At 64.6% G+C, this 18,971-nt stretch carries 18 protein-coding genes and 1 other RNA gene; 8 read left to right on the top strand and 11 right to left on the bottom strand.

Annotated features, from left to right (window positions below; genetic code table 11):
• The first annotated feature begins 44 nt into the window (after positions 1-44).
• Positions 45-923 carry a LysR substrate-binding domain-containing protein gene (locus XalbCFBP2523_RS06945; RefSeq protein WP_012916914.1) on the top strand — a complete coding sequence of 293 codons (879 nt, stop codon included), beginning with the start codon at positions 45-47 and terminating at the stop codon, positions 921-923.
• 157 nt (positions 924-1,080) lie between these two features.
• On the opposite strand, the gene XalbCFBP2523_RS06940 is transcribed toward XalbCFBP2523_RS06945, so the two are convergent.
• A complete protein-coding gene (locus XalbCFBP2523_RS06940; protein WP_012916915.1) occupies positions 1,081-2,940 on the bottom strand; it encodes an ABC-F family ATP-binding cassette domain-containing protein in 1,860 nt (619 codons plus the stop codon).
• A 258-nt stretch (positions 2,941-3,198) separates the two neighbouring features.
• On the opposite strand from XalbCFBP2523_RS06940, the gene XalbCFBP2523_RS06935 reads away from it, so the two are divergent.
• Positions 3,199-5,595 carry a TonB-dependent receptor plug domain-containing protein gene (locus XalbCFBP2523_RS06935; protein WP_012916916.1) on the top strand — a complete coding sequence of 799 codons (2,397 nt, stop codon included), beginning with the start codon at positions 3,199-3,201 and terminating at the stop codon, positions 5,593-5,595.
• Between the two features lie 152 nt (positions 5,596-5,747).
• Here XalbCFBP2523_RS06935 and XalbCFBP2523_RS06930 read toward each other — a convergent pair whose 3' ends face one another.
• The 4 genes from XalbCFBP2523_RS06930 to XalbCFBP2523_RS06915 all read right to left on the bottom strand — a co-directional run bounded on the left by XalbCFBP2523_RS06930 (position 5,748) and on the right by XalbCFBP2523_RS06915 (position 8,752).
• Positions 5,748-6,404, bottom strand: coding sequence for a rhomboid family intramembrane serine protease (locus tag XalbCFBP2523_RS06930; RefSeq protein WP_012916917.1), 657 nt, complete (start codon positions 6,402-6,404; stop codon positions 5,748-5,750).
• A 40-nt stretch (positions 6,405-6,444) separates the two neighbouring features.
• A complete protein-coding gene (locus XalbCFBP2523_RS06925) occupies positions 6,445-6,801 on the bottom strand; it encodes an MGMT family protein (RefSeq protein WP_045766166.1) in 357 nt (118 codons plus the stop codon).
• Between the two features lie 84 nt (positions 6,802-6,885).
• A complete protein-coding gene (locus XalbCFBP2523_RS06920) occupies positions 6,886-8,109 on the bottom strand; it encodes a DUF418 domain-containing protein (protein ID WP_045757375.1) in 1,224 nt (407 codons plus the stop codon).
• Between the two features lie 157 nt (positions 8,110-8,266).
• Positions 8,267-8,752: an FKBP-type peptidyl-prolyl cis-trans isomerase gene (locus tag XalbCFBP2523_RS06915; RefSeq protein WP_012916920.1), complete on the bottom strand. Its 486-nt coding sequence runs from the start codon at positions 8,750-8,752 to the stop codon at positions 8,267-8,269.
• A gap of 109 nt (positions 8,753-8,861) precedes the next feature.
• On the opposite strand from XalbCFBP2523_RS06915, the gene XalbCFBP2523_RS06910 reads away from it, so the two are divergent.
• Positions 8,862-9,404 (top strand): C40 family peptidase, encoded by a 543-nt coding sequence (locus XalbCFBP2523_RS06910; RefSeq protein ID WP_012916921.1) that lies wholly within the window; start codon positions 8,862-8,864, stop codon positions 9,402-9,404.
• Positions 9,405-9,520: 116 nt separating this feature from the next.
• Entirely contained in the window at positions 9,521-10,372 is an 852-nt protein-coding gene (locus XalbCFBP2523_RS06905) for a C40 family peptidase (RefSeq protein WP_045766167.1), read from the top strand.
• A gap of 107 nt (positions 10,373-10,479) precedes the next feature.
• Here the strand turns inward: XalbCFBP2523_RS06905 and XalbCFBP2523_RS06900 are convergent.
• The 4 genes from XalbCFBP2523_RS06900 to XalbCFBP2523_RS06885 form a co-directional block, all read right to left on the bottom strand.
• A non-coding RNA gene (locus tag XalbCFBP2523_RS06900) (sX9 sRNA) lies at positions 10,480-10,555 on the bottom strand.
• Between the two features lie 151 nt (positions 10,556-10,706).
• Positions 10,707-11,186, bottom strand: a complete 480-nt coding sequence (locus XalbCFBP2523_RS06895) for an acyl-CoA thioesterase (protein WP_045766168.1) — start codon at positions 11,184-11,186, stop codon at positions 10,707-10,709.
• Between the two features lie 113 nt (positions 11,187-11,299).
• Positions 11,300-12,136, bottom strand: coding sequence for a class I SAM-dependent methyltransferase (locus XalbCFBP2523_RS06890; RefSeq protein ID WP_045766169.1), 837 nt, complete (start codon positions 12,134-12,136; stop codon positions 11,300-11,302).
• Positions 12,120-13,463, bottom strand: a complete 1,344-nt coding sequence (locus tag XalbCFBP2523_RS06885; protein WP_045766170.1) for a dicarboxylate/amino acid:cation symporter — start codon at positions 13,461-13,463, stop codon at positions 12,120-12,122. The genes XalbCFBP2523_RS06890 and XalbCFBP2523_RS06885 overlap by 17 nt, the downstream gene beginning before the upstream one ends.
• A gap of 194 nt (positions 13,464-13,657) precedes the next feature.
• Here XalbCFBP2523_RS06885 and tilS point away from each other — a divergent pair, with 194 nt between their 5' ends.
• From tilS to XalbCFBP2523_RS06870, 3 genes are read left to right on the top strand one after another with little or no spacing between them, the layout of a single operon-like run.
• Positions 13,658-14,995, top strand: coding sequence for a tRNA lysidine(34) synthetase TilS (gene tilS / locus XalbCFBP2523_RS06880; RefSeq protein ID WP_407070984.1), 1,338 nt, complete (start codon positions 13,658-13,660; stop codon positions 14,993-14,995).
• A 31-nt stretch (positions 14,996-15,026) separates the two neighbouring features.
• Positions 15,027-15,293 (top strand): exodeoxyribonuclease VII small subunit, encoded by a 267-nt coding sequence (locus XalbCFBP2523_RS06875; RefSeq protein WP_012916927.1) that lies wholly within the window; start codon positions 15,027-15,029, stop codon positions 15,291-15,293.
• The gene (locus XalbCFBP2523_RS06870; protein ID WP_045766171.1) at positions 15,283-16,164 is read left to right on the top strand and encodes a polyprenyl synthetase family protein; all 882 of its coding nucleotides are present in this window, start codon (positions 15,283-15,285) and stop codon (positions 16,162-16,164) included. Before XalbCFBP2523_RS06875 ends, XalbCFBP2523_RS06870 begins: the two co-directional genes overlap by 11 nt.
• A gap of 204 nt (positions 16,165-16,368) precedes the next feature.
• Here the strand turns inward: XalbCFBP2523_RS06870 and XalbCFBP2523_RS06865 are convergent, their stop codons facing one another.
• Entirely contained in the window at positions 16,369-16,746 is a 378-nt protein-coding gene (locus XalbCFBP2523_RS06865; protein ID WP_012916929.1) for a DUF4870 domain-containing protein, read from the bottom strand.
• Between the two features lie 106 nt (positions 16,747-16,852).
• Positions 16,853-18,220, bottom strand: coding sequence for a metalloprotease PmbA (gene pmbA / locus XalbCFBP2523_RS06860; protein ID WP_045766172.1), 1,368 nt, complete (start codon positions 18,218-18,220; stop codon positions 16,853-16,855).
• Positions 18,221-18,317: 97 nt separating this feature from the next.
• Here pmbA and yjgA point away from each other — a divergent pair, with 97 nt between their 5' ends.
• Positions 18,318-18,905: a ribosome biogenesis factor YjgA gene (gene yjgA, locus XalbCFBP2523_RS06855; protein ID WP_045760949.1), complete on the top strand. Its 588-nt coding sequence runs from the start codon at positions 18,318-18,320 to the stop codon at positions 18,903-18,905.
• Positions 18,906-18,971: the final 66 nt, after the last annotated feature.

Genomic DNA, 18,971 nt, shown 5'->3' with positions numbered 1-18,971 from the left:
CGAGGTTATTCAATCGCTCTGATGAGGAATATTGATCGTTTGCGATGAGTCGTCCACATCTGCCGTTGAACGCCCTGCGCGCCTTCGAAGCCGCCGCGCGGCACCAAAATCTGACCCGCGCGGCGGCCGAACTGTGCGTGACCCAAGCCGCGCTGAGCCATCAGATCAAGCACTTGGAAGCCCGCCTGGGCTTGGTCCTGTTCCAGCGCCTGCCTCGCGGCGTGGCACTGACCGAAGAAGGGCAACGCCTGCACCCCGTCCTGACCGAAGCGTTCGACCGCATTGCCGTCACCCTGCAACGCTTTGCCGGTGGCAGCTACCGCGAGACCTTGCGCGTGGGCGTGGTCGGCACCTTCGCAGCGGGCTGGCTGCTGCCGCGCCTGGAGGCCTTCCACACCGCGCATCCGGACATCGAATTGCGTGTACACACCCACAACAACCGGGTCGATCTGGCCTGCGAAGGCCTGGATCTGGCGATCCGTTTCGGCGACGGCGACTGGCAGGGCCAATGCGCCACACCGATCCTGGACGCGCCATTTGCACCGGTATGCGCCCCGGCACTGGCACACGCCTTGCGCACGCCGGCGGACCTGGCCAGGACAACGCTGCTGCGCTCCTACCGGCTGGACGAGTGGCCGCGCTGGCTGCACGCTGCCGGCGCAGCCGAGGTGCAGGCCGATGGACCGATCTGCGACGCCTCGCTGACCCTGGCCAGTATCGCCGCGGCGGGGCACGGCGTCGCCCTGCTGCCGCTACGTCTGTTCGCCCAGGACCTAGCCGCCGGACGCTTGCTGTGCCCGTTCCCGATCCACATCGACCTGGGCCGGTACTGGTTGACGCGCTTGCGTTCGCGCGCCGAAAGCGACGCCGCCCGGCGCCTGCGCGACTGGCTGCGCAGCGAGCAACCCCAGGCGGCGGACTGAGCACGACGCGCCTTTACCGCGCTGCGATGCCGGCATCCAGGCCGTGCTGCCACCGCTCATCGCGAGCAACTGTATGCCCTCTCAAGGCAAGTCGGTCCGCGTGGATGAACCGGCATGTGTGCGGGCAGCGCTGGCGAGCACACCTGCGCGCAGCGGCTTACGCGCCCTCGATGAGTTCCATCCACACCTGCTCGGCCTGCGCCAATTGTTGCGCAGTGGCTTCGCGGTCGCGACCGAGCACCGCCATTTTCTCGGGATCGGCGTAGTAGCGGGGATCGGCGAGTTGACGATCCAGTTCGGCCAGTTCCGTCTCCAGCTCGCCCACGCGCTTCTCGGCCGCCGCGAGTTTGTGCGGATTCTGTGGTTTCTTCGCCGGCAACGGTTTGACCACTGGTGGCGGAGTCGGCGCGGCCTCGGCCAGCTTCTGCTTGGTGCCCTGCGCGGCCGGACGCGTCCGCAGCCAGGCGGCATATTCGTCCAGATCGCCGTCAAACGGCTCGACCACCCCATCGGCCACGCGCCAGAAGTTGTCGCAGACCAGGCCGATCAGGTGTCGATCATGCGAAACCATCACGATCGCCCCCTCGAAGTCGCTCAGCGCCTCGGCCAGTGCTTCGCGCATTTCCAGATCGAGGTGATTAGTCGGTTCGTCGAGCAGCAGCACGTTGGGTTGCTGCCAGGCGATCAACGCCAGCGCCAGACGCGCACGTTCCCCACCAGAAAAACCATCGACCGGCTCGAACGCACGGTCACCGGGAAAATTCCACTTACCGAGGAAATCGCGAAACGCCTGATTGCTCGCCTCCTTGTCGATCTCGCGGAAGTGTTCCATCGGCGACTGGCCTTCGTGCAGCGACTCCACCGTGTGCTGGGCGAAGTAGCCGATGCGCAGATCCGGATGCGCCATGCGCTCGCCGGCGATGGGCTGCAATTCACCGACCAGGGTCTTGACCAGCGTGGTCTTGCCAGCGCCGTTCGGGCCGAGCAGGCCAATGCGCTGGCCGGCCTCCAGACCAAAACCGACGTTGTGCAGAATCACCGCATCGCGGCCATAACCGGCCTGCACCTGGTTCAGGCGGATCAACGAAAACGGCAGCTTGGCCGGCGACGCCAACTCGATGCGGAATTCGCGCTCGGCCCGCACCGCCTCGGTGCCGGCCAATTTCTCCAGGCGCTTCATCCGGCTCTGCGCCTGCGCGGCCTTGGAGGCCTTGGCCTTGAAGCGGTCGATGAAGCTTTGCAGATGGGCGCGCTCGGTCTGTTCCTTCTCGTGCGCGATCTGCTGCTGACGCAGTTGTTCGGCGCGTTGGCGCTCGAAATCGGTGTAACCGCCCGTGTACAGCTTGGCGCCGCCGCCATGCAGGTGCAGGGTGTGGGTGGCCACGTTGTCGAGGAACTCACGGTCGTGCGAGATCAGCAGCAGCGTGCCCGGATACTTCAACAGCCACTGCTCCAACCAGTACACCGCGTCCAGATCCAGGTGATTGGTCGGCTCGTCGAGCAGCAACAGGTCACTGGGCATCATCAGCGCGCGTGCGAGATTCAAGCGCACCCGCCAGCCGCCGGAGAACGAGGACACCGCGCGGTGATGGGTCTGCGCCGGGAAACCCAGGCCATGGAGCAATTTACCGGCGCGCGCTTCGGCATCGTAAGCGCCTAGTTCGGCCATTTTCGTGTGCGCGGCCGCCACCGCTTCCCAATCTTCGCGTGCGCTCGCCGCCGCTTCTTCGGCCAAGACCGCCGCCACAACGGTATCGCCACCGAGCACGAAGCCCAATGCCGGGTCCGGCAACGACGGGGTCTCCTGCGCCACGCTGGCGATGCGTACCTTGCCGGGCAGGTCGACATCGCCCTTATCGGCCTCCAACTCGCCCTTCACCGCGGCAAACAAGCTGGACTTGCCAGCACCGTTACGGCCCACCACTCCCACGCGATAACCGGCATGGAGAGTCAGATCGACATTGGATAACAGCAGCCGCTCGCCGCGGCGCAAAGCGAAATTACGTAACGAAATCAAGGCAGGGCACTCGGCTAGCGAGGCGGCAGTGTATCCGCTTCGCTCGCGATGGCCCACCAACGCGGTGGACTCGCCCCCCTCGACAGCCAACACGGGCGGCACCCCGGCCTCCATCCGACCGAGCGGCGCAATTTGTATACACACGCGCGTTAAAAAAAGATTTCAATGACGTGGCTGTGACTGCAGCGCAGCATGCTACCCACCTTCACGGGAATCCCCCAGCCCCGCCATCCCACAGCCAATTGGAGCCTCAAACCGATGCTGTATCGCCCCGTCCCCCTCGCCAGCGCCATCCTGCTCGTCCTCGCCTCCGGCAACAGCTTCGCTCAACAAGACCAAAACCAAGCCCCCAAGACCCTGGACAACGTCATCGTCACCGGCACCCGGATCACCGACCGGACGGTGGCCGAATCGCAATCGCCCATCGACATCATCAGTCCCGAAGCGCTACAGGCCTCCGGCGCCAGCGACCTGGGCAGCGCGCTGGGCAAGTTGTTGCCATCGCTGAATTTCCCGCGCCCGGCGATCAACGACGGCAACGACGCACTGCGCCCGGCAACCTTGCGCGGCCTGTCGCCGGATGCGGTGCTGGTGTTACTTGACGGCAAGCGTTACCACACCAGCTCGTTAGTCAATTACAACGAAGTGGTCGGTCGTGGCTCGGCGCCGGCGGACCTGAATTCGATCCCGATGTCGGCGATCGCGCGCATCGAAGTGCTGCGCGACGGCGCTTCGGCGCAATACGGCTCGGACGCCATCGCCGGCGTCATCAACATCGTGCTCAAGCACGGCGCCAAACCCGGCAGCAACAGCGTCTCGGTCAACGGCGGCATCATGGACAAGGGCGACGGCGCGCAAAACGGCGTGGATGGCTCTTATGGGCTGGCCTTCGGCGGCACGCAGGGCAGCGAAGCCCCCGGCTGGGCACGTGTGTCCTGGAACTACCAGAACGCGATGAACACCAATCGCGCCGAGAACACCGACAAGTCCACCACCCTGGCGGGCGCGAACAATCCCAGCGGCATTCCTTACGAACGCTACGGCGATCCGGCGGTCAAAACCTATCAAGGCCTGCTCAACTTCGGCTACGCACTGACGCCCAACATCAGCTTGTACGGCTATGCCAATTTCAGCCGCCGCGAAGTGCTGTCCAACGGCTACTACCGCGCCTGGAACAACACCAACCGCAACGTGCAGGCGGTCTACCCCAACGGCTTCCTGCCGCAGATCTACAACCCGGCCAACGACCGTGCCGCGGTCCTGGGCATCAAGGGCAACACCGACAGCGGCTGGAACTGGGACGTCTCCGCCGACTACGGCGAGAACGACGTGACGTTCGACCTGCGCCACACCATCAACACCAACCTGTACTGGAGCACAGGCGCCTCGCCAACGCAGTTCAACGCCGGCGGCTTCCGTACCAAGCAAGGTGTACTCAACGCGGACGCCAGCAAATCCTTCGACTGGGGGCTGGCGTATCCGGTCAATCTCGCCTTCGGTACGGAATACCGGCAAGACAAGTACACGGTCGTGGCCGGTTCGCCGAATTCGTACTTCTTCAACCCGAACACCATCAACCCGAACACTGGCCGCCCCTACCCGGGTGGCTCGCAGGTGTTCCCGGGGCTAGCGCCCGCATTGGCCGGCGACTTCCAGCGGCACAGCAAAGCTGTGTATGCCGACCTGGAAACCAACCTGACCGAGAAACTTTCCGGTGGCTTGGCCGCGCGCTACGAGGACTACAGCGAAGCAGGCGCAACCCGCTCCGGCAAGCTGTCGGCACGCTATCAGATCAACGACACCTTTGCTCTGCGCGGCACCGCCTCCAACGGCTTCCGCGCACCGTCGCTGGCGCAGCAGAACTACACCTCGGTGGTGACCGTGCTGCAGAACGGGAAGTTGAATCAGGTCGGCACCTACCGCACCTCCGACCCCGTGGCCATCGCACTGGGCGCCAAACCGCTTACCCCGGAGAAATCCAGCAACTACAGCCTGGGCGCGGTCTGGCAATCCGGCACGGATTTCAGTTCCACGCTGGATATGTACCAGGTCCGCATCTGGAATCAAATCCTCTACACGGACCAGCTGGCACTGGCCGTCCCGATCGGGCAGGTCGCCGCAGTGCAGTTCTTCGTGAACGGCGCCACCACCCGCACCCGCGGCATCGATTGGGTGAACAACTATCTGCTCGATCTCGACCAGGCCGGCAAACTCAACCTGAGCTTCAGCGCCAACTACAACAAGACCGAGATCCTGGAAGTCTCCAACCCCAACTTCAGGCGTGCCAGCCAGGGCCTGCTCACCGACGCCACACCGCGTACCAAGTATGTCCTCGGCGCCGAATGGAACCTTGCAAGCTGGACCCTGCACGGCGACGCCACCCGCTACGGCGCAGTCACCCGCCGCGGCGATAAAGACGACGGCAGCCAGGATCAAACCTTCGCCGCACGCTGGCTGTTGAACGCGTCCACCAGCTATACCTGGCGCAACATCACCTTCACCGTTGGCGCGGACAACCTGACCAACCAATACCCGACGCGCACGGCATTGAACAGCATCTACGACGATCGCACCAACGGCTTGCAATACTCCTCGCTATCGCCGTTCGGCTTCAATGGCCGCTACTGGTACGGAAAGATCGGCTACCGCTTCTGAGCCGGCAACTACGCCCTTGGCCACCCATCGCCGGGTGGCCAAGGGCGCATCGGCGACAGCGTCGCAAGATCCCAAACGCCTCAATGCGTCGGCGATCCCGTCTGGGCCGCCGACGCTGGCGGACGATCGCCGCGGCTACAGTACTACCCGGCTCAGCGCACGATTCGCGGACGCGGCGGTTTGCCCTTGCCGAATGGTGGCTGCCCGCGCCAGTAGCGAATCATCAACCAACCGAACAACATGCCGCCCAGATGCGCGAAATGCGCCACGCCCGGCTCCCAGCCGGCGAAGCCCATGACCAGTTCGAGCGCGCCGAACACGATCACGAAAGTGCGTGCCGTCATCGGGATCGGCGGAAACAGCAGCATCACCCGCTGATTGGGGAACAGCATGCCGAAGGCCAACAACAGGCCAAAGATGCCACCGGACGCGCCCAGCGTGGGATACGGCGCACTGCCATTGCGCAGCATCCACCAGCCAACCAGCAACTGGCACAGACCGGCACCGGCGACGCAGACCAGGTAATACGTCAAGAAGCGTTTATTGCCCCAGGTCTGCTCCAGCGGGCCACCGAACATGTACAGGGCCAACATATTGAACAGCAGGTGCGAGAAGCCCCCATGCAGGAAGGCATAGGTCAGCAACTGCCAGATCTGGAAGTTCTGCCCCGACGAAAAGGGATCGAACGACCCGATCGGCCACAGCATGAAGGGAGCGAAGGTCGCGGTGCCAAGCGATATCTGCAACAGGAACACCACAACATTACCGATCAGAAGTGCTTGGGTGACGGGAGGAAGTCTGGGAAACATGGATCATGTCCGTAGCAAGTGCCCCCATCATAGCCGCTTGCTATTGCGGGCCCCATAACGCCGCGTCGAGGTCCAGCGCCTGCGTGGTGGTGCGCTGTACTCGCCCGCCCTGCACCACCACCCCCTCCGCACGCAGGCGCTGGCATTGCTCGCGATATCCCCGCGAACCCTCAGGGAAGGCGATGCGGCCGTCGCTACGCAGCACCCGATGCCACGGCAATGTCGCCTCGGCATGCCCGCCGAGCAAGCGCGCGACCAGCCGCGCCCGTCCCGGCAGCCCAGCCAGCATCGCGACCTCGCCGTAGCCACGCACCTGGCCGGACGGGATCGCGCGGATCGCCGCCAGGATCCGTGCATATGGATCGGCCACGACCAACGGCGGGCGGCGCGGGCTCATGCCCGCCGTTCCAGCAGGGGCGTTTGGCAAGGAGTGCAGCGGCGCGAACATCGCGAAGGCATGCGACCATTCTACGACACCGTGCTATGTCGTATCGGCTCGACGCAGCGGCTGCCAGTGCAAATACGTGGCCGAGCGCCACAGCCATTCCACCGGGCCAAAGCGAAACCAACGCAGCCACACGTGCGACCACGCTACCTGCAGCGCGAACAGCACGCACGCGAACGGGATCTGCCAGGCACGCGGCAGACGCTCGAAATAGCCTAGCCCATAGCCATAGAAGAGCGTGGTGCATACCAGCGACTGCAACAGGTAGTTGCTCAACGCCATCCGCCCGGCCGGCGCCAGCCACTGCAGCGCCGGCACCGCGCGCAACAGCCAGGCCGTATACCCCAGCGCCATGAGCCCACTGGCGACGTTGGCCAGAGCGAACGCCCCGGTCAAACGCAGGTCCAACCGCGCCCGATCCATCCAGGGTTCCAGTCGGAAACTCCACAGCATCAGCACCAACCCCAGCGGCAGCACGCCCCAGCGCAGTACCGCCAGCAATCGCGGAAACCGCTGCGGCTGCGCGGCCAAACCGCTGCGCACGCACCAGGCGCCGAGCAGGAACATGCCGAAGATGGGCGAGGCATCGAACAACAGCGTGCTCAATACGTCGAGCAAATCACGTCCGCGCTGGGCGGTGGCCTGAGCATAGCTGCCATGACCAAACGCCTCGCGCTGCTGCGCCAGGGCCATCGCGCTGCGTTGCGCACGTTCGGCCATGTCGTGCCGCCAATGGGCTGCGCCATGCGGGTCGGCCTGCGCCGCCGACGCCATCGCACCGACCAGCAACAACAGCAACGGCGTAAACAGATAGACCACCACCGCCATCCACGGCAACCAGGACGTGGGCGCCTCCCGGAACGCCAGCAGCATCATGGCCAGCAACGCATAGCTGACCAGGATGTCGCCGGACCACAGCAAGAGCGCATGCAGCAGACCGATCAACAGCAATGCAGCGCTACGACGCAGAAAAAACCCAGTGAAGGGACGCCGCGCGGTCTCGGCGCGTTGCGCCATGACCGCAAACCCCATGCCGAACAACAACGAGAACAAGGTGTAGAACTTGCCTTGCACCAACACGTACACCAGTGCGTCGGCAATGCGATCGGCACCGCGCAGTGCCGGGTCCAACCCGGTCATTGCGGCATCCAGCGGGCCAACGAAGCCCTCGATGTTCATCAACAAGATGCCCAGCAGGGCAAAGCCACGCAGCACGTCCAAGGCGACGATGCGCTCGGCGGGCGCGATGGGCTGCAACACGGAAGCGGCAGGGGCGGCCAAGGCGAACACCAGACGGGAGGGTGGCCATTATCCATCACCGCGGCATGCCCACGGCCATACTGACGCAGCGGCGACCCCATCGCACTGCGGCGGCGGCCCACGGCACCGGATCATCCGGCGCCGTGGCGATCAGGGATCAATGTTGGTGGTCGCCCTCGGCTTCGTCATGCACGTGGCCGTGTTCGAGCTCTTGCGCACTGGCCTCGCGCACCTCCAGGATTTCCACATCGAAGTGCAGATCCTTGCCCGCCATCGGGTGGTTGAGGTCGACGTCGACCACGCTCATGCCGACCTTCTGTACGGTCACCGCGCGTGGGCCGAAGTTGGTCTGCAGGATCACCTGGCTGCCCGGCTGCAACTTAGTCGCGCCGAAATGCTTCTTCGGCACGCGCTGAGTCAAGCCCTCGCGGCGGTCGCCGTATGCGTCCTTGGCCGCCACGTCCACAGCGAAACTGTCCCCGGCCACCTTGTCCAGCATCGCGCTCTCCAAACCTGGGATGATATTGCCGTGCCCGACTAGGATCACCAGGGGATCGCGATCCCTAGAACTCTCGATCGGCGCCTGACCGACTTCCGAAACGGTGTAGTGGAAACGGACGACGCGGTCTTTTTCGATCTTCATGTGCACTCTGCGCTAGGTCTGCCGGGGCAGATGGAATGGGCGACTTGTCGGCCGCCGGGAGGGCCGCCATGATGGTGGCCCTCTAGAGGTCGCGCATTATCCCGGCTCCATGCACAACACGCCAGTTTCCGCGCATGCACGCGGCGTGCTTCTCAGATGCGCTGTGCTGCTTTGCGCGGCAGCGCTGGCTGCCTGCGGACACCACACGGCTCGTCCGACGCGGCCGGCGCGGGTGGCGGTGCGCGACTGGCCGCAGATCGCCCCGGCCAACCCGGACGCCGCCAACGCGGTACTGATCCGCGCCCTGGGCCTGGTCGGCACGCCCTACCGCTACGGCGGGAACACCCCCGAATCCGGCTTCGACTGCAGCGGACTGGTTGCCTACGTCTACCGCGACATGCTCGACCTGCGGCTGCCGCGGACCTCGCGCGAGCTCGCCGCCGTGCAGGGGCCAAAGATCGATCCGCAACGCCTGAGTACCGGCGACCTGGTGTTCTTCGGCAGCGCAGGTAGCGTGAGCCACGTCGGCATCTACGTCGGCGAGGGCCGCTTCGTGCATGCCCCTAACACTGGTGGAACAGTGCGTTTGGACTCACTCGACGGAACCTACTGGCGCGATCATTACACTGGTGCTAAACGGGTTTTGCACTGAAATGTGATATTCGTTACTTAAATTGCATTCACAATTACAAAAATTTAACTTTATTTAAACCTCTTCTTGCCTCATCCGGGGGATGATCGTCCAACTTTTGATTTCGTGATCCAAGCGTGACGACTGAAGCCCAGACCTGCACAGGCAAGACTGCTGTTCCCCATCGGACCGCGTTCCGCCTTTTCTGCACCGCCTCGCTCTGTCTCACGGCTCTCCCAGCCCTGGCGCAGCCCCCATCCGCCGACACCGTCGTCCGGGAAGCGATCGCGCCCTTCGCACCCAATCCAATAACCCCCTCCACTGTCGCCACGGCTGTCCCTGTTGCGGGGAACGTACATACGCTCACCACTACGTCCCCCTCCGCCAAGCCAACACCGACGGTTGCACCGCAGGCAGCACCTCCAGCACGCAGCAAGGCAGACATCGCCGCCACCGCCACTCTGGCCGCCCTACTGCCCCACTTGGCCGGCAACGACACTATCCCGCTCATGGATCGCTCGGCAATGTTCGCTGGCGACATCAGCCGCTTGCTAGCCAACTACGATATCTCTCAACCGACCCTGCACGAAGGCGTAGTCCCGGGCGGCGACAAGGTTCAATCGGTCCTCAAGCGCGCCATGGCGCTGCTGGGTACGCCGTACCGCTGGGGCGGCGAGGATACCGAAGGCTTCGACTGCAGTGGTCTGATCGGTTACGTATTCCGTACCGCACTGGGCATCGAACTGCCCCGCGTGTCGCGTGAGATGGCTCACGAGGCCAATGCCGAATTGATCAAGGACCGCGACGCACTGGCACCGGGCGATTTAGTGTTTTTCGGCCACAAGGGCCGCGTCGACCATGTCGGCCTGTATGTCGGCGAAGGCCGCTTCCTGCATGCCCCGAGCCGTGGCAAGGATGTGCGCGTGGATACCCTCACCTCCGGGTACTGGAGCGCGAAATTCCTGCAGGCGCGGCGCGTGGCGATGTAAGCGCGCCCCATCTGGCAGACACAAGGCCGCTGGATACAGCGGCCTTTTTCGTTATTGCAGCGCCACGACCATCAGGAGCCTGCCCTGCACAGAGGCAGACTTAGAGTGGCTAACAAAACGTCGCGAGCGCTGCCGGTTGGGCACGGACAGCGCGCAGGAACCGCCGTGTACAAGGGGGGACATGAGGATTCCGAGCACTGCACGCACCCGTCCGGCGACCGGCGGCGACGCAATCGTTTTGTTAGTTACTCTTAGTGCCCCGGTCCGACGCAAGGCGGTGAGACGCCGTCGAACTGGCGCGCCTGAGTTGATGAAACTGCAATACGCCAGAACATCAGCCATGGTAATGGGCAATGGTGTCCTCGATGCCTTTGCTCAGCTCCATCACCTTTTGGGCGTACTCGGCCAAACGACGATCTTCCGGCGTGTCTGGATGCCACGATGGCACCGGGATCGGCTTTCCTTCTACGCCGTCCAGAGCCACGAACACGATAATGCAATGGGTACACAACCGCGCCTCCCCGCCCATCGGATCGCGGGCGCGTACTTCGATCGCGAAATGCATGCTGGTGGTGCCGGTGTGGACCAGCTTGGCACTCACCATGACCATGTCGCTGATCCGGATCGGCGACACGAAACGGATACCGCCTACCGCCACCGTCACGCTGTAGTGACCACTCCAGCCCACCGCAGCGGCATAGCCGACCTGGTCGATCCACTTCATCACCACCCCGCCATGAACCTTGCCACCGTAGTTGACGTCGATCGGCTCGGCCAAAAAGCGGAAGGTCAGCTCGCGTTGCGTGCCGCTCATCGGACCTCCATACACAAAAATCAAACCGCAGTCTGCCATGCGCCGATGCGGCAATACATAACTGCGCCGCAACGGCAGGCCGACAACAACGCAGCGGCCACCACGATGGACAGCTACGCCAACAAGGCCAAGTTGTCGCGCGTGCGGATACACAACCACGGGAAATGCGGCTGACGCCAGCGCAGCGCACGCAGGCAGCGAGCACTTAGGCGACGCGGGTCGAACAACATCCGCATCACGATCCCGTCTAGCGCGGCGTAGGGATGCTGGTGGTACTGCTGCGCCAATTCCGCACAGCCAAGGTCGGTGAAATAGTGCAGGCTACGCACAGCACTGGCCTGGGCTCGGGCGATGTCGGCATAAAGCGGGCTGTCGATGATATGCAATTCGCCATCGGCATGGAGCAGGCTCAGCACGCGCGCGATCAATGCACGCGGATCGGCGAAGTACTGGAGGCAGGCTGGCAACACTGCCACATCGAAATGTTGTCGCGGCAGTGGCAGGCTGTGGATGTCGCCGGCGACGAAGCTCAGCCGTGGCTCGGCGGCGAACACGCGCGCAGCCTGCGCGAGTTCGACGCGATTGACGTCGACGCCGCAAACTTCACGCCGCAGCCCCACGGCCAAGCGTCGCGACAACCAACCGTTACCGCAGCCCACCTCCAGCAATGGCCCGTCGCCACCCCGTGCGCGCAAATGGCGCAGCAACCGCCGGGACGACTCGGCACGCACCCGCCATTCGTGGCTGCCGCCCTGGGCACCGTCGGGATACGGCAAGGCACGCACTTGCTCGTCACTGTAGAGAGGGCCTTCGCGATGCCGTACCGCTAGATAGCGCTGCTCGAACGGATCTTCCACCTGTGTCTGCTGCACCAGCACACCGTCGCACAACGCCAGGCCAGGCAAGCGCTGCAACTGCGCGCGCAGCTGACATTCACCGCGCTGCGCCATCGGGGTGATCGACCGGCGGCGACTCCAAACCGACGTTGCTGGAAGCGGCTTCGTACACTTGACGATCGAGCAGTCCGGTCTCCTTGGCGACCAGCACCGGCACCAACATCTGCCCGGTCACGTTGGTCATGGTCCGCATCATGTCCAGCACACGGTCGATTGCGTACAGATAACCGATCACCTCCAGCGGCAGGTTGGCTGCGCTCAGGACGACGGTAGCCATCACCACCGCGGTACCAGGCACGCCGGCGGTGCCGAAGCTACCCAGCACGGAGGCAATCAGCACCACGAAATACTGGTTGGCAGTCAGCGGCACCCCCGTGTACTGGGCGATGAACACCGCGCACAGCGCCGGGAAAATCGCACCGCAGCCATCCATCTTGATGCTTGCACCCAGCGGCACCGCGAACGCGGCATAGTCCTTGTTGACGCCCAGATTGTGGGTGATCGAACGCAACGCCACCGGCATGGCGGCAAAGCTGGAGGAGCTGACGAAGGCCACCTGCATCCCGGGCGCAGCGCCGCGGAAGAACTTCCACGGGTTGAGCCCATGCGCCAACAGCAGACAGCTATACACCACCACGATGTGGAGTGCGCAGGCCAGATACAGCGCCAACACGAAATGGCCAAACGGCAGCAGTTTCTGGAAACCGTAGCCGCCGACCAGCCCAGCGATCAACCCGAAGGTGCCCAGCGGGGTCATCTCCAGCACGAGACGCGTGACCTGGATCATGATGTCGCTCATTTGCGTACAGAGCTTGCGCGCCTCGGCCACGCGGGCACCGAGCTTGACCATCGCAAAACCGAGCAATGCGGCGAAGAAGATGACCGGCAGGATCGAGCCACGCCCGGCCACCAGCACGCTTTCCCCGGCGGCATTGGTGCGGGTGCCGATGCCGGTCAGCGCATAGAACGGATTGGATGGCACCACATCCAGTAGAACCTGCATCGGGCTGGGCACATCGTGCGGCGCCCAAGCACTGTCCACCCGCAAGCCGAGGTGACCGGCGCCAGGCTGCAGCAACGTGCCCACGGTCAGGCCAACGCCTACCGCCAGGGCCGCAGTGACGATGAACCACAGGAAGGTGCGCCCCCCCAGTTTGGCCACCGACTGCTGCCCATGCAACGACGCGATCGCATTGATGACCGCAAAGAACACCAATGGCACCGCAATCATCTTGATCAAGGTGACGTAAAGATCACCCAGCGGCTTGCACCATGTCTGCGCAGCCGGACCCAGCGCCCAGCCTGCCAGCGCGCCCAGCGCGAAACCGGCCAACACGCGCTGCCAGAACGGGATGCGTAACCACGCCGTCACCAATTTCATTAACCGCTATCCAGAGAACTCTACAATTTCGCACCATAGCGCAACTGGGCACCGCCGACGATGCCATGGTTTGAAAACGGGTCGCACGACCGGTATCAACAAACCCGAAAGCGTGCGCCCAAGCACCATTTTCGAATTATCTCCACACGCACCACGCACTTCGCCGCACGCTCGCTTGGGTCTACAGTGGCACGATGAATTCGCGCATGCCCACCACACCGCTATTCGCACTCGCCGACGCCTTACCCAATCCAGCACCGGCGCCAGTGCTGCTAGGTTTCAGTGGCGGCCTGGATTCGACGGTACTGCTGCACGCACTGGCGCAGCAACCGCACTATCGCCAGCGCGGCCTGCGCGCCGTGCACGTGCATCACGGTCTGCACCCCGATGCCGACGCTTGGGCGATGCACTGCCAACAGATGAGCGTGGCCCTGGCAGTACCGCTGCAGGTACTACGCGTACAGGTACCACGCGATCGCGGCGATGGCCTGGAAGCGGCGGCACGGCAGGCGCGGCGCGCGGCGTTTGCCCAGGTGCTGGCGCATGGCGAGTGGCTGGCACTGGCCCAGCATCGCGACGACCAGGCCGAAACCTTCCTGCTACGCGCACTGCGCGCCTCCGGCCCGGACGGCCTGGCCGCGATGCAGCCCCTGTCCGGTTTCGCCGACGGCAAACTGTGGCGACCGTTGCTGACACTGCCGCGCAGCGCACTGCATGCCTACGCGCAACAGCACGCACTGCGCTGGATCGACGACCCCAGCAATGCAGATCCCGACTTCGACCGCAATTTCTTGCGCCTGCGGGTGCTGCCATTACTACGCCAGCGCTGGCCACACGCCGACGCCGCACTCGCCCGCAGCGCGCAGCTGTGCGCCGAAGCCGCGACCCTGCTGGATGCGGACGATCAGGCGACGCTGAACGCCTGGCAGTATGCGCCAGGCACAGCGCTGCCGCTGCCGCCGCTACGCGCACTTCCCAGCGCGCGCCGCGCACGCGTGCTGCGGCGCTGGATCAGCGACGCAGGCCTGCCGCCACTGCCAGCGGCGGGCCTGGCGGCGATCGAGCGCACGCTGCTGTACCCGCGCGCCGACGCCGCCGCCGAATTCGCCTGGCATGGTGCCCATGTGCGCAGTTGGCGCGAAGCGCTGTATGCCGAATGCGATCCACCATCGTGGCCTGCCGACTGGCAAACCCATTGGGACGGACGCGCACCGCTGCGCCTGCCCGATGGCCGCCAGTTACGGCTACAGGCCACCACGCCACTCGGCTTCGACACACCGCTGCTGGTAAAACAACGGCGTGGCGGCGAGCGCCTACAGTTGCCCGGGCGCAGCCATTCGCAGACGCTCAAACATCTGCTGCAGGCCCATGCGGTGCCACCCTGGCAGCGTGCACGCATGCCACTTCTGTTCGACGCAGAACAGTTACTGGCGGCCGGCCCAACGTTGCTCGCAGCGCCGCTGCAGACCTGGCTGCAGGCGCGCGACGCACGTCTGGTGCTGGACGACCACGCACCCGACGCTGCGCATTGACCGTGTCCCCGGCGCCGCGCACACTTTCGCGATGCCCAAGAAGCCACAACACGACGATGCCTCCCCGATCGCCCGCTTCGAGCAGTCGCTCGAAGAACTGGAAGTGCTGGTCGAGAAAATGGAAGCAGGCGACCTGAGTCTGGAACAGTCGCTCAGCGCCTACGAACGCGGCGTCGGCCTGTACCGGCAATGTCAGCAGGCACTGGAACAGGCCGAATTGCGTGTGCGCCTGCTCAGCGACCCAGAGCAGCCCGACAGCGCCGAACCGTTCGATCCCACCCCGCCCCATGGCGGGTGAGGCCGTCTTCGCACGCTGGCGCCAACGGGTCGAAGCCGGCCTGGACGCGCACCTGCCTGCAATCGCACAAGCGCCACAGCGCCTGCACGCGGCAATGCGCCACGCCACTCTCGGCGGCGGCAAGCGCATGCGCCCGCTGCTGGTCTACGCCAGCGGCGCCCTGTTCGGCACCGACCCGGCGCGCCTGGATGCGCCGGCACTGGCGGTGGAACTGATCCATGCCTACTCGCTGGTCCACGACGATTTGCCAGCCATGGACGACGATGCACTGCGACGTGGCCAACCCACGGTGCATATCGCCTTCGACGAGGCCACCGCGATCCTCGCCGGGGATGCACTGCAGAGCCTGGCGTTCGAACTGCTGGCCAAGGCCGATGCCGCCGATGCGACACTGCGTGTCCAGTGGCTGCAAACCCTAGCTGAAGCTACGGGTGCGGCCGGCATGTGCGGCGGCCAAGCCCTGGACATCGATGCCACCGGCATCGTGCAACCGCTGGCAGACCTGCAACGCATGCACGCCTTGAAGACCGGCGCCCTGATCCGCGCCAGCGTGCGCCTGGGCGCATTGGGCGGCGGCGCCGACCACGCCGCACTGGATCACCTGGATGCCTTCGCCAGCGCGCTGGGTCTGGCTTTTCAGATCCGCGACGATATCCTCGACGTGGAGGCCAGCTCCGAACAACTCGGCAAAACTGCCGGGAAGGACGCGACCCAGGCCAAATCGACCTATCCGGCGCTGCTAGGCATGGATGGGGCCAAGGCCAAGCTCGCCGAACTGGCGCACACCATGCGCGATAGCCTGCACGATTACGGCGCGCATGCCGACCCACTGGCGGCGTTGGCACAACTGGCGGTGGATCGCGCGCACTGAATCGCCTACGCCTTCCCGTCCGCAGCATGCGCGCCGCCGCCCACACGCGCACGGCGAAACGTAGGCATCACCATGGCCATGCCGCATGCACTACTGCTCCAGGCACGCCGATACGCAAGCCAACCGACCTCGCCCACCTTTACCCAAGGCAACAAAAAAGGCCCGTCGAACGCCGTGCCTTTTCGCGAGCGCAGCAATTGCGGGCTACTTGATCAACCGCAGCGCGAACGGATAACGGTAAGCGACGCCTTCATTGGCCTTGATGGCGGCGAGGATGCAAAACACCAGATTCAGCACCCACAGGATCTTCATGCCCACGAGACCAATCAAAATGATGATGAACACGCTGCAAATGAGGTAGCCGATGGCGATGGTGATCTGGAAATTCAACGCTTCCTTGGCCTGGTCGCTGAGGAACGCCTTGCCAGGGGTGTCCTTATAAAGCAGCCAGACGATCAGCGGGACGACGAAGCTGACGAAGATGCCAGACAGATGGATCATCAAGGCGATGGTGCGATCGTCCTTCGACCCTGACGAAGTCGGCGGCGGCGGTGGGGCGGTCATGTTGTCGAATTCGCTCATCGGTCTTCATTTCCATCGTTGGTGAAGCGGACAAAACGCCAAGCCCTGACTCTCGACGGCAACAGGCTCGTCAAGCCATGCCTGCGTCGCCCAGAATACAGCGCAATCAGGATGCGGCGCCGGCCACGGTCATCGCGCCGATCAAGGTTGCGCCGATGTGGAGATGCGAGCGCACGTCGATGTCGGCGCCCACCGCCTCGATACGCTGGAACATCTGTCGCAGGTTACCGGCAATGGTGACTTCATCCACCGGATAGGCGATGGCGCCGTTCTCGATCCAGAAGCCACCCGCGCCGCGCGAATAGTCGCCCGTCACCAGGTTGACGCCATTGCCCATCAGATCGGTAACCAACAGACCGCGCGGGATCCCGGCGATGATCGTAGCCAGATCCGCCGCATTGGCCGCGACCTTGAGGTTATGCACGCCACCAGCGTTGGCGGTGGTCTGCAAGCCGAGCCTGCGCGCCGAATAGCTACCCAACACGTAGCGCTGCAGCACACCGCCGCTCACCAGCGGCGCCTGGCGGGTGGCCACACCGTCGCTGTCGAAGAACGCCGAGCGCAGGCCGCGACGCAGATGCGGCAATTCGTCGATCGCGAACCACTCCGGAAACAAGCGCGTCCCCGCACTGTCGAGCAGAAAGCTGGCGCGACGGTACAACGCGCCGCCGGACACCGCTCCCAGCAGATATCCAATCAGCGAACGCGCCATCTCCGGCGCGAACAGCACCGGTACCTCACCGGTGGGCAGCGAACGCGGCTGCAGACGCGCCACGGTCCGCTCCGCGGCACGGCGACCGATCGCTGCCGGCCGCTCCAGTTCCTCGCGCGCCAGCGTGCTGCTGTACCAACCATCGCGCTGCATGCCGTCCCCCTGCCCGGCGATCAGCGCGCAACTGATCGCATGGTGGGTGCTACGCTCGCAACCGACGAAACCATGTGAATTGGCGTACACCGACAGGCTCTCGCTGCTGCCAACCGAGGCGCCATCGGAATTGCTGATCCGCGGATCGGCATCGCGTCCGGCGGCCTCGCATGCCAGCGCCAGCTCGATCGCTTCCTCCGCCTGCAGCGCCCATGGATGCCAGCGATCGAGGTCAGGCATTTCGCGCGCCATCAAGGCTGCGTCGGCCAGACCGGCGGCGGCGTCGTCCTCGGTATAGCGGGCGATGGCGCAAGCCTGGGCGACGGTCGCCTCCAGGCTGGCGTCGTGCAAATCTGCCGTACTAGCGCTGCCCTTGCGCTGGCCAAAATACACGGTGACGCCAATGCCGCGGTCGCGCGTAGACTCTACAGTTTCCACCGCGCCCATACGCACGTTGACATCGATGCCGCGGTCTTCGCTGCAACTGACTTCGGCCTGGCTGGCGCCAAGCGCGCGTGCGCGTGCCAGCAAGCGCTCGGCAATGTCGGACAGACGCTCCAGACGCTGCTGGCTGTCATCGTGGTACACGTCGGGGGAGATCGCGTTCAATGCTTTATCCTTGTCATGCGAATCCTTTCGCAGCGGTCCTGGCCTCCATGGCCGGACGTTTAGATGTGATGTTGCAGACTGACCGAGTAGCACGACCATGCGCGGACGCGACGAAGACACCGGTGAATTCCGCGGCGAAAGCCGCAGCCAGCAGCGCCGCGAGGCGCTGGAAGTACTGAGCCTGGGCGAGAAACTGGTGGCCCTGACCCCGGCGCAACTGGCCAGATTGCCGGTACCCGAATCGCTGCTGGCGCATATCGCCGAGGCCAGGCGCATCACCTCGCACATCGCGCATAAACGCCAACTGGCGTTCCTGGCCAAGCAGATGCGCCGCGAGGACGATGCGGTGCTGGAGTCGATCCGCGAGGCGATGGACGTGAACAGCGACAGCGCACGCCGCGAGGTGGCCGCCATGCACCGGGTCGAAGACTGGCGCACGCGCCTGCTCGCCGACGGCGACGCGGCCCTGTCCGCGCTGCTCGCAGAGTACCCCGACGCCGACCGGCAACGACTGCGTCAGTTGCTGCGCAACGCCAAGGAAGAACGGCTGAAAAACAAACCGCCGCATGCGTACCGCGAATTGTTCCGGGAGTTGCGCGAACTGATGCTTGGCGCGGGAACCGACACCAGCGACGCGGAAAGTACAACCACGGACGAGAACGTCGAAGACGACGCAGACCGCTGAACCACGACGTCGGCCAAGACGGCGCCAACCTGCGCGGCAACGGCGGCGCACACGCGTGTGCGCCAA

Source organism: Xanthomonas albilineans, assembly GCF_002939705.1.
Taxonomy (GTDB): domain Bacteria; phylum Pseudomonadota; class Gammaproteobacteria; order Xanthomonadales; family Xanthomonadaceae; genus Xanthomonas_A; species Xanthomonas_A albilineans.
Note: the sequence above shows the minus strand (reverse complement) of the source record. Positions and strands in the feature narration are given on the sequence as shown.